This window comes from Parabacteroides sp. FAFU027 (assembly GCF_022808675.1).
Lineage (GTDB): Bacteria > Bacteroidota > Bacteroidia > Bacteroidales > UBA7332 > CAXXIC01.
In genome coordinates, this window is sequence record NZ_JAKZKV010000008.1 from 179,063 (window position 1) to 191,124 (window position 12,062).

At 43.4% G+C, this 12,062-nt stretch carries 8 protein-coding genes; 4 read left to right on the forward strand and 4 right to left on the reverse strand.

The features are described 5' to 3' along the window. Positions 1-9: 9 nt before the first annotated feature. Positions 10-1,302, forward strand: coding sequence for a hemolysin family protein (locus MLE17_RS13440; protein ID WP_243349226.1), 1,293 nt, complete (start codon positions 10-12; stop codon positions 1,300-1,302). A 95-nt stretch (positions 1,303-1,397) separates the two neighbouring features. Here MLE17_RS13440 and hemG read toward each other — a convergent pair whose 3' ends face one another. Next, a complete protein-coding gene (hemG, locus tag MLE17_RS13445; protein ID WP_243349227.1) occupies positions 1,398-2,777 on the reverse strand; it encodes a protoporphyrinogen oxidase in 1,380 nt (459 codons plus the stop codon). Between the two features lie 50 nt (positions 2,778-2,827). Then, complete coding sequence (gene hemN, locus MLE17_RS13450; RefSeq protein WP_243349228.1) at positions 2,828-4,201, reverse strand: oxygen-independent coproporphyrinogen III oxidase; 1,374 nt, start codon at positions 4,199-4,201, stop codon at positions 2,828-2,830. A gap of 255 nt (positions 4,202-4,456) precedes the next feature. Between hemN and MLE17_RS13455 the strand changes: the two genes are divergently transcribed. Then, positions 4,457-7,252 (forward strand): glycosyl hydrolase 115 family protein, encoded by a 2,796-nt coding sequence (locus MLE17_RS13455; protein ID WP_243349229.1) that lies wholly within the window; start codon positions 4,457-4,459, stop codon positions 7,250-7,252. Between the two features lie 75 nt (positions 7,253-7,327). Here MLE17_RS13455 and uxuA read toward each other — a convergent pair whose 3' ends face one another. Further along, on the reverse strand, positions 7,328-8,506 hold the full coding sequence (gene uxuA, locus MLE17_RS13460; protein ID WP_243349230.1) for a mannonate dehydratase: 1,179 nt from the start codon (positions 8,504-8,506) through the stop codon (positions 7,328-7,330). Between the two features lie 87 nt (positions 8,507-8,593). After that, the gene (locus tag MLE17_RS13465) at positions 8,594-9,400 is read right to left on the reverse strand and encodes an SDR family oxidoreductase (protein ID WP_243349231.1); all 807 of its coding nucleotides are present in this window, start codon (positions 9,398-9,400) and stop codon (positions 8,594-8,596) included. Positions 9,401-9,733: 333 nt separating this feature from the next. Here MLE17_RS13465 and MLE17_RS13470 point away from each other — a divergent pair, with 333 nt between their 5' ends. Next, positions 9,734-10,774 carry a hypothetical protein gene (locus MLE17_RS13470; protein ID WP_243349232.1) on the forward strand — a complete coding sequence of 347 codons (1,041 nt, stop codon included), beginning with the start codon at positions 9,734-9,736 and terminating at the stop codon, positions 10,772-10,774. 218 nt (positions 10,775-10,992) lie between these two features. Further along, positions 10,993-12,030 carry a T9SS type A sorting domain-containing protein gene (locus MLE17_RS13475; RefSeq protein ID WP_243349233.1) on the forward strand — a complete coding sequence of 346 codons (1,038 nt, stop codon included), beginning with the start codon at positions 10,993-10,995 and terminating at the stop codon, positions 12,028-12,030. Positions 12,031-12,062: the final 32 nt, after the last annotated feature.

Sequence of the window (12,062 nt, forward strand, 5' to 3'; positions counted from 1 at the left end):
ACGGAACAAATGGAACTACTTATTATATGTTTCTTGATTTTATTGAATGGTGTTTTTGCCATGTATGAAATGGCATTAGTATCATGCAGCAGGGCCCGATTAGAGACTCTTTCTCAAAAAGGGAACAAAACCGCAAAGAAAGTTATTTCTTTATTAGCCGAGCCTGAAAAAATTCTATCAACAATCCAGGTCGGAATTACCCTGATTGGTATTATTTCCGGTGCATACGGAGGAATTGCATTATCTGGAGACTTAGCCAATTTCCTCAAAACCTTCGACTCCATCCATGAGATTGCAAATGACCTTGCCGTGGTCATTGTCGTATCCCTGATTACCTATTTTTCATTGGTTATTGGTGAGTTGGTTCCCAAATCATTAGCGCTTAATAACCCTGAAAAAATAACAATCAGTCTCACTCCGTTGATGGTTTTTCTTACCAAATTAGTTTACCCTTTTGTTCTTTTGCTCAGTTTTTCGACCAAACTTTTCAACAAACTCTTTGGTATTAAGGAAAATGAAGAAAAGTCAATGACTGAGGAAGAGCTGAAATTCATTCTGAATCAAAGCTCTGAACAAGGGGTAATCGATAAGGAAGAGACGCAAATGATTAAGGATGTTTTCCGTTTTGGAGACCGCCGGGCCAACGAGATCATGACTCACCGTTCGGAAGTTATTATCATGGAGCCGACTATGACACAAAACGAAGTAATCACCCTTATACAAGAGGAGAAATACAGTAAATACCTCCTGTGTGACGACAATATCGATAATATTATTGGCGTAATAGCAGTGAAAGGTATTATCTCCCTATTGAATGAAGAAGCAATTTTTGACCTCAAATCCATCGCTCAGGAACCTCTCTACATTCCTGAAAATCTGAAAGCAGCAAAAGTTTTGGAACTTTTCAAGCAAAAGGCAACCAACTTTGGGGTCGTTATTAATGAATACGGAACTGTTGAAGGTATCATCACACTCCACGACATTACGGAAGCGGTATTGGGCGAAATACCCGAAGAAAATGAAATGGATGAAGTGGATATTGTTTATCGTGAAGACGGCTCGATGCTTGTGGATGGTTCGATGAATATCGATGACTTTATGGATAAGATGGAAATCCTGATTCATGAAGACATTGACAACCTAGGATTTACAACACTCGGTGGTCTGGCCATGCACTTCCTTCACCGTATCCCGGAAGAGGGAGACATTTTCTACTATAAAGAACTGAAATTCGAAGTCGTTGATATGGACAAAAGCCGTGTTGATAAGCTTCTGATTATTAAGACAGAGAAAGTGGAATAAGGTTATTCCCACTAAGATACGCATACACAAATAAGGGCTGGAATTCAAAAAATCCAGCCCTTATTTGATTCTATTTCATGTGTTCAAAAATACCATTACACCATCCCAGCCAGTTCTTTACCCTGCTTTATCCGGTCAGCCATTCCAATTCCATTTCGCAGGTTACCTCCAATATATAAGCCAGAATATTCGGATTGTATTTGGTCTAGAGCGGCAAAACGAGCCTCACAATCAGCCCCGTATTGCGGAATGGCATGATTATAGCGAAAAATACGGATTAAATCAGGTTTAAATTCTTGCAGCTTCATCAAATCACAAATCTCTTTTTCAAGCAGGGAACGTATCTCATCATCGGATTTCTCCACCAGATTATTATTACGAACGCCACCCATAAATACTGAAAAGAGAGCTCCCTTTTCCGGTGCACGTCCCTGTAGAAAAACAGAAGGGAAGAGAACACCCAATATCTGACGATTCTCTTTATGAGATATCAACCCGCCAAAAGCATCCGGTTGCCAACCCATCCATTGATTAAAGCCTAAAGCAATCTGTAGAACTCGTGCATAGCGAAGATTGGTAATATTCTGCATTTTTGTCTCATCCACAAAAGGCAGAAGCTTGTCCAGCTCGTAAGCGCCGGTGGTTGTAATCACCTTATTTGCTGTTAATTCAAATATTGAGCCATCAGCGTTTTTACCTGTGATATGATATATCCCATTTTCAGGAACGATGGTCAATCCGGCTACACCCAACAAGAAGTTTTCAGTTCCAGCCGATTGGTAAAGAGCCTGCATAAAATTTGAAAGGCCTCCTTTTACCGAAAATATACGGTTTTTCTCTTTCTTCTTTTTATCAGTTTTGGGTTCGATTCTTGCTTTCTCGCGCATCATTTTGACTGAACCGCCAATGAAACTACCATAGTTTTGCTCCAGATTATAGAGTTTGGGCAAAGCAAAACGTGGAACCAGATAGCCAGGGTCTCCGGCATAAACTCCAATGATAAACGGGTCAATGGCATAATCAAGAAAACTTTTTCCCATACGACGCAGCACCAATTCGGACAGGGTTTCATTCGGATTGGTTCCGGGTTTACGAAAAGGTTCTCCCAACAGACTTAACTTATCTTTCCAGGTAAATAGGGGGGTTTTGACACCACCCATCAGACCGGAAGGGAGGGCTTCCCATTTGCCTTTATATAACACATAGCGTTTATTCACCGCATCAGTCGGGCGCTCTAGTTCGCAAAGGCCCTGCAAGTCTTCAAAGAGTTCTGCTACAAACTCGTTGCTCATCACTCCGGTACTGGGACCTTGTTCGAAAGCGAATCCATTCTCATGTCCGGTCTGAATATCTCCACCTACGACCTTTTTTCGTTCAATCACCCGGAAATTCTTCCCGGCTTTCTTCAAATAATGGGCAGTGGTCAGTCCGGTCAAGCCGGCTCCAATCACTGCGATATCTATCGTTTGTTTCATTGTCAAAGTTATTCCTGTACGTTATGAAAAAATCTGTCAGGTACGAGTGTTTACACAGTTCGTGAATATTGTCCGGTTCCCACTGAATATAGCGGGTCAAATAGCATGGCCACATTACGCAGAAACATTCGGCCTTCGGGAAATACTGTCAATTTATGATTTTCCCATTTGACTAAATCATCTTCAATAAACGATTGCAAGGCATCGGGATTAAAACACAGTTTCTCCTGCAGTTCCCCATAAGTCAGCTGGAAACGGGCTGCCATGGTCTCCAAATCGACAAAGTGATTGCACATAATCTCCTGAATCACGGCACGGCAAAGCTTGTCAGTATCCGTCATAATGTAACCTTTATCCACAGCGGTCTCTTGTGCAGTAACAGCATCAATATAAGCTTGTGTATCTTTATAATTCTGGAAATAGGCATTGTCAAGCTGTGTAATGGAAGAAGCTCCGAACGCATAAACCTGCCCTGTATGCGAAATGGTGCAATATCCCATAAAATTACGGTGCAGCGAGTGGGCGGTTAACGCCTGCGCCATTTCATCGTCAGGTTTAGCAAAATGGTCAAGACCGATAGCCACATAACCGTCGCGAGTGAGCTTTTCATAAGTCCGGCGAAACATTTCCAGTTTCTCGGTTCCTTGCGGAATGGCATATTGCTCCAACTCTTTCTGAGCCGCTTTCACCCAAGGCACGTGAGCATAGGAGAAAGTGACAATGCGGTCGGGATTTGCATCGTAAGCCTGACGTATAGTATTTTCAAAACTTTCCGGGGATTGACCTGGCAAGCCGTAAACGAAATCCAGATTTACCCGAATGCCTTTATCCTGCATATATTTCACCAAATCGGAAACAGGAAGAGTTGACGGCTTTCGGTGAATACGACGCAATACCTCTGTTTCAAAATCCTGAATCCCCAGGCTAATGCGGTTGAATCCCATGTCTACCAGTTCATCCACTTGTTTATAGGACACGTAGGCCGGATTACATTCCATAGCCACCTCAGCATCTTCGGCCAGGGTGAAATATTTGCGGACCAGCGACATCACATCGCCTACGAGCTTCATCGAGATCGCATTGGGCGTACCTCCGCCCCAGTGAATCTGCGTGACGGGACGTGAAGCATCGAGCCACTGAGCCACGGTTTCAAACTCCCGCATCATCGTCTTCATGTAAAGTTCCACGTAGTCGCGGCGAGGCATAGCGCCGGTATTGCATCCGCAAAAATTGCAAAGCTGCGGGCAAAAGGGCACATGGAAATAGAACGACAAATTGCGGGGGTGACTTTGATTGGATGCGATGATGTGTTCGCGGAAAAGTTCCTGGCCGATGCCCGATTTGAAGAAAGTTGCAGGCGGATAGCTGGTATAGCGGGGGCCAGGTTTATCGTATTTCTGTATAAGTTGAGGGTTAAATAACATATCTCCTGTATGTTTAGGCGAATGTAAACTATCCCGTCCATAAAGCTCGACGGGATGCAAAGGAACAACAAAAAACGAAATTCGCCAATTTAAAATAGAGTACGGAATGATATAATTTGTAAACATTCCAGATTCGTAATGTGAATTTAGAGCCGCAATAGCGTAGTTTGCGACAATTTTCCATATAATTGGTCATTTTCTCTTGTTTTCCTATCTGAAAAGTTACTTCTTTTGTACCTCCTTAAAAATCATCACATGAGAAAATCAATATTCAACACATTCACCATTTGTTTCCTGTTTTTTTTCTTTACTGCAAAACTAACGGCTGCTGATTTCACAATAGTTTCCGGCAAGGACAGAGCGATAATCTGCATAGACCAGAACGAAGCCTCTGTTGTAAGAAAAGCTGCCGGAATGTTTCAAAATGACGTTACTGAAATCGCCAGAGTTAAACCGCTTCTTCAGACAGAAATCCCGTCATCGGGAAATGCCATCATCGCCGGAACTTTTGGCAAAAGTAAATTGCTACAATCCACCATTAAGAAATATCACCTCTCCACTGATTCTGTAGCCGGTAAATGGGAAGCCTTTTCCATCCAAATCATCGAACGAAAACAAGGCAAGCTCCTCGTGGTGATGGGAAGTGACCGCCGCGGTACAGCTTATGGCATTCTTGAATTGTCCCGCCTTATCGGTATCTCGCCCTGGATTTGGTGGGCCGATGTGAAGCCAAATCACAAAAGCGAGCTTTCCATTTCCCTTGATAAAATCATTACCGATAAACCGGCTGTTCAGTACCGGGGTATTTTCCTTAACGATGAAGACTGGGGACTGAAGCCCTGGGCATCTAAAACCTTCGAGCCGGAAGTGGGCGAAATCGGACCAAAGACATACGGAAAAATATTCGAATTACTACTTCGACTTAGGGCCAATACCATCTGGCCTGCAATGCATGAATGTACCACTCCGTTTTATTTCGTAAAGGGAAATGCAGCGATGGCTGATAGTTTCGGTATCATAGTCAGCACTTCGCATTGTGAACCACTGATGCGCAGTAATCCACTCGAATGGGACCACAAGACCCGTGGGGATTACAACTTTTTCACCAATAAAAAAGGGGTTATCGACTACTGGAGCGAACGACTCACAGAGGCATCGAAGTACGAAAACGTCTATACCGTGGGGATGCGCGGCATACATGACGGAGCAATGGAAGGTGCCAAAACCGTTCAGCAACAGGTGGAGGGACTGACCGATGTTTTCAAAGAGCAACGTAGTCTTCTTCAGAAATTCCTGAAGAAAAACCCGGAAGAAATTCCACAAATTTTCATCCCTTACAAAGAGGTGCTTGATGCCTATAATGCCGGGCTGAAAGTACCTGACGATGTGACTCTTGTTTGGTGCGACGATAATTACGGATATCTTACCCGCCTGAGCAACGCGGAAGAACAAAAACGCAAAGGTGGCGCAGGAGTATATTATCACATCTCTTACTGGGGCCGTCCGCACGATTACCTCTGGCTGGCAACCACGCAACCGGCTCTCATCTGGCAGGAAATGCAACGGGCGAGGGCTTACAACGCCCGCAAAATGTGGATTTTCAACGTAGGAGATATTAAGCCAGGAGAATACCTGACGGAGTTTTGTCTCGACCTTGCCTGGAATCCGCAATCTGTAAAACGCGATAATATTTCCGGGCACCTGCAACAATGGATGGGTAAAACATTCGGGGCAGAAAATGCCGCTCCTCTCAAAAATATTATGGATGAATATTATCGCCTTGCTTTCATCCGTCGGCCTGAATTTATGGGTTGGAGCCAAACCGAGCCCAATACTAAAGTAAAACCTTCAGACCTGAATTTTACTGAATTCGGAGACGAAATAGCAACAAGACTGAAACAATACGACCAATTGGAGCAACAAGTTAACGAACTTGAATCCAATATCTCTCCATCTTTGAAAAGTGCCTTTTATGAGCTGGTAAAATATCCGGTGACAGGAGCTTCGCAAATGAATAAAAAGTGGCTCAACTGGCAATACGCCAATCTGTTTGCAGCAAATAACTTATCTGCAACACAACTCGTTTCGCAACGAAGCCTGAATGCCTATGAGAAAATCCAGCAATTGACGGCCTATTATAATGATTCACTTGAAAACGGGAAATGGAATCAAATGATGTCCTTCCAACCCCGCAAACTCAATGTATTCATCCAACCGGAATTACCGACTCTGTCAGCAAATGCAGCGACGGCTCCGCTTATTTGGCCTGAAGAGTCTGAAAAACCAATTTCAAAAGGTGATACCGTAAGATTGGTATTAAATCACGACTCCAAAGGAATTTATTGCTTCAACGCAGAAGCATTTAACATTGAGAAAAAGCCGGATTGGCTGGCTGTGGAATCCCTTTCAGCCGGAGAGATTTTACCTGCGAAAAAATTAGCATTATCAGTTATTCCTGAAAAGCAAAAAAATGCAATGACAGAAGGACTTATTATCCTGAATGCTAATGGAAGCCGATTTCCGATAAAAATCAAAGTGCAAAATGATGTCAACGACAGCCGACAAAATCGTTGCATAACGTTACCTGCCTCATCTCTCGTATCGAAGAAAAGCGCTACAGCCCAATGGCAGCCGGTTCAGGGGCTCGGTTTTAGCGGAAAAGCCATGGCGTTGCAGCCATTCAACGCTTCATTACAAGATGATGTTACGTTAAATCCGTCTCTTGAATACACGTTTTCCACTACTGATGCAGATAGTGCGTTGATTAGCCTCTATCTTCTACCCGACCAACCGGTGGACAGCAAAAATCCAATGCGCATTGCTATTTCCATGGATAATAGTAAACCTCAACTGTTCAACTTTAAGACGGTGGGTAGAAGCACAACCTGGAAGGAAAATGTACTTCGCAATCAGGCGATAGTAAAAATGCCATGGAAATTCAGTACGGCGGGAAAACACACCCTCCACATCTTCGCGGTCGACGCCGATGTGGTACTTGACCAAGTAATGATTGACTGGAAAATAAACCGAAAATTCTACGGTGTAAAATAATAAACAAAAGCGGGACTCTCCTTGCAAATGTCATTGCGGAGAGTCCCGTTTTATTTTATCAATAAAGTAATCTGCTTACTCGGCAGACATTCCTTTTGCAATACCCATCTCTAAGCCGCGAAGCTCTGCCAGCCCGCGCATACGGCCATAAAGTGAGTAACCGTAAAAGACTTGTTTTTTGTGTAAATCATCCAGCATCTGGTGACCGTGATCAGGACGCATCGGCAATGATATGTTGCGCTTCTGCATCACTTTGAGCAGATTTTTCACGACGTTGTACATATCCACACTACCTTCGAGGTGATTGGCTTCGAAGAAGTTTCCGTCGGGTAACTGTTGCGTGCTACGCAGGTGTACAAAGTGAATTCGGTCGCCCAAACGCTCAGCCATATCCGGAAGGTCATTATCAGCGCGTACGCTCAACGAACCGGTACAGAAGCAAAGACCATTCGCTTTTGAAGGAACAGCATCGAGGATAGCTTTAAAGTCCGACTCTGTACTGCCGATGCGTGGAATTCCCAATACTGGAAAAGGTGGGTCATCCGGGTGAATCGCCAGGGAAATTCCACACTCTTCAGCCACCGGAGCGACCTCTTGAAGGAACAAAATCAAATTGCCACGGAGTTTGTCAGCATCAATACCCTGATACTTTTTCAGTTCTGCTTTTACCTGTTCTACGGTAAAAGCCTCATTTGCACCGGGAATACCCGATAAAACGACCTGTAACAGACGCTCTTTTTCATCTGTGGTCATTGTTTTGTAGCGCTCTACGGCTTTCACCTGGTCTTCTGCTGAAATATCCTCTTTCGCACCTTCCCGTTCAAGGACAAAAAGGTCAAATGCAAGGAATGCATATTTATCAAAATACATCGCTTTCGAGCCGTCTTCTACCGGATAGAAAAGGTCGGTGCGCACCCAGTCGATAACCGGCATGAAGTTGTAAGTTACTACTGAAATACCACATTGAGCCAGGTTGCGAAGAGTGATTTTGTAGTTTTCGATGTATTGCTCATAGTTTCCGGTGCGGCGTTTGATGTCTTCGTGGATGTTTACACTCTCCACTACTCGCCAGACCAGACCCTCTTTCTCTATATTTTCCTTATAAGCTTTAATCTCTTCCACCGGCCAGATTTGTCCCACCGGAATGTGGTGCAATGCCGACACAATGCCGGTTGCTCCTGTTTGACGAATGTCTTTCAGGGTGATAGGGTCATTCGGTCCGTACCAGCGCCAGGATTGTTCAAATGTCTTCATATTTGAATTATTTATGATTGAGGGATTGAGGGACTGAAGGTTAGAATTTTCATCAGTCATTCTATCCCTCAGTCCTTCACGCCCTATTTATACTCCCGAATAAGCTTCAAATCCACCATCCACAGTGATGGTCTGTCCGTTCATGAACGATGATTCGTCACTACATAAATAAAGGACTGCCCCGCAAAGCTCTTCCGGACGACCCATGCGACCCATTGGTGTCATGTTGATGATTTTGCCGCCACGCTCGGTCAGCGAACCGTCTGGGTTGGTCAGCAGCGAGCGATTTTGTTCTGTCAGGTAAAAACCCGGACGGATGGCATTCACACGCATTTGGTCTCCGTATTTTTGAGCAAACTCAACCGCCAACCATCTGGTAAAGTTGGCAATAGCTGCCTTAGCCGATGAATAGCCGATTACACGTGTCATCGGGCGGTCAACAGTTACAGAGGTGAAGTTGATGATATTTCCCTTTTTATTGCGAATCATCACTTCCGAGAAGATTTGAGTCGGATAAATGGTTCCGTACAGATTGAGGTCAATCGCTTTACGCAGTTCATCCAGGTCAAGGTCGAGCAACGACTGGTCAGGCAATACATTTGCCCCCGGCATATTACCACCGGCACCATTAATCAGCACGTCAATGGTACCACAGGTCGCCAGAATCTCTTCGCGATTCTTTTTCAGTTTCTCGATATCCGTTACATCGGTTGTAAAGAAATAGGCCTTACCTCCTTTGTCCGTAATCTCCTTCACCAAGGCATCTCCGGCCTCTTTCTTACGGGCGAGACACACTACGGTCGCCCCATTTTCGGCCAGATTCAATGCAATGGCGCGGCACAACACGCCTGTTGCTCCGGTGATCACGATAACTTTGTCTTTCAATTTAGTCATGGTCAAATGGTGTTTAAAATCGGAGCAAAAGTATGTGTTTTCGAAAACTATTTACTTGTATTATCGTACACATTATATTGACAAATTGTTATAGTGAGTAGTTCGAGTCCTTATATTGGGATTTAAAAGCATGTTCATTTATTCAATCCTATAAGATAATTATCTGATTTACAACACATGTCACATTTGCCTCATTTCTCATTTCGTTAATTTACTCAAATTCGAATTCTTGGCCGCAACGTTTCGGTATTTCTTACGTCTAAGTAATATAAAAGTTTATGAGTTGACAGTCATAATTTTTAAAGACTATATTTCTACTAAATACCTACAATTATGAAAGCGAAAAAACTTTTCTTCCTGTTTGCTCTACTGACCCTGATATCAGGAGGATTCAGCAGCTGCAGTTCTTTTATGGTAACCTCAGTTTCCGCGCAGGGAAGGTATGTCAATCCAAGGTGGGCTCCTCCTTATTATGAAGGCGTTCGCTACTACTATATCCCTGACATCGAGGTTTATTTTGACCTGACCCGAAATGAATTCATCTTTCTGGAAGACGGTAGATGGTATTCATCCCCTTATTTACCGGGTTATTATTCTGATTTCGACCTGGACGATTGCTTTGTAATTGCTCTTAACATCAATGTTTTCCGTCCATGGCTGCACCACCACTATTACATTTCCCACTACCCGAGATATTATTACCGTGACTACTATGACCATCGTAATATACCTTACGTAAGAGGATTTAATGAAAATATTCGCAGACCATTCTTCTGGGGTGAAAATGAAAGGAACCGTGCCCGTAAGTGGGATAATGAAGGGTTGAAAGAAAACCGTAAGTTCAAATACGAACGTTACGATAATGATATTTACAATCAGGGAAATCGTCAGGACCAGGGAAGACGGCCTTCAGATAACCGTCAACAAGATAATAGGAAATCAGGATACGACCGTCAACAACCGAACAACCGACCTGACAACACTAACGCTCAACCGCAACAACCCAAACAAGGTGGCTATGACAACCGCCAACAATCCGGCAACAGACAGGATAACAACAATGTTACCCAACCACAAAACAACAGAAACGATAACATTTATCAACCTCAGCCAAGACAAGGTGATAATAGTAACAGACAACAAGGTGGTAACACTGACCGCCAACAACAACAACAACAACAACAACAACAACAACAACAACGTAAGGCAAATGTTGAGAACCAGAGTCCGAACTATTATGGAAGACAAATCGGACAACCGGTGAAGGTAGAACGCCAAATGCGTGAACCAAGAAGCTCACAACCGGCAACCCGTAGCCAATCCGATAACAAATCGGATAACAAAGACGGTTCATCAGGCCGTGGTCGTCGTTAAAAAGCTTCACTGCAAAATAACCGCTTCTTTCCAGGGGCGGTTATTTTGTTTTCAGGAATATAAATATCAGATAAATAATCCCACTAATTCTTGATTTTAAATCTTTACCGGCTTCTGATTTGTTTATAAAGGATGAACATGTCCATTCATGATAACACATGAAACTATTTCAATCGATTGACACATTGATATAATCTAAACCTGAAAATCCTTATCAAATGAAGAAGCTATTCTATTTTACAATTTTCAGTCTGGGTTTGCTGATAACAGCCTATGGACAAACCCGGCTATCCTTTCAGAACAATGCATATACCGCAGGGGATTCTCCTTCTTTTATTGTGGCAAATAATGTAAACGAAGGACTTCCGGGCAGCAACCAGAAGTGGGATTTTAGTGTTCTGACAGCTAAAAGCGAAATCCCGGTTCAGTTTCTAGAGTCGAATGCATCCGGCAATCAGGTAAATTTCCCCGAATGTAACATCCTGTTGCGGGAACAAGGCAGCGAGTTTTTCTTTAAGGTAACAGAAAACAACATCAAAGACTACGGTTATTCCTGCCCGTGCTACGTGGTCAGGTACAACAATCCGATTGTAAAATTCGTCTTCCCGTTTACTTATGGCTCAGCATTCAGCGGTAAATATCAGGGAGATATAATCGGGCAAGGCAATAAAACCGTTTCAGGGGAATATGCCACGGCAGCCGATGGATACGGAACACTGATTCTACCCGGCAACGTAACGATAAATAATGTGCTCCGGGTAAAATTCACACAGAAAACAGACAGCATCTCATCGTGGAACGTAACCTACCGCTGGTATGCCAATGCAGCGTATCCAAACCTGAAGTACCCGTTGCTAACTATCATGACTAAGGTCAATAAAGACAGTGCCTACACCTATCATGTAGCCTACAATTCTGAGGCTGGGAAACTCGCTGTGCAGCAACCGGTTTCTCAATCAGTTTCGCAGGATTACAATTCAATTGACTTTGAAAGTTACAATGTAAAGGTATTCCCCAATCCGTTTAAAGAAAATGCGCAGGTAGCCTATACATTACCTGAAAATGCAAAAGTGACTCTCTATATCTCGGACAATACCGGCAAGATCATTCAGACGCTTATTGACGGTATGCAACAGAAAGGTTCATACCTGCAAGACTTTTCCATTCCACAAGCGACCACCTATTATGTAATTACACTTGTGGTCAATGGCAAAATCATTTGCTCTAAACTTCTTTTCCACATTGATGAAATATAAGCATCAACCTTTTCCTGTAATTAACTGTTTAT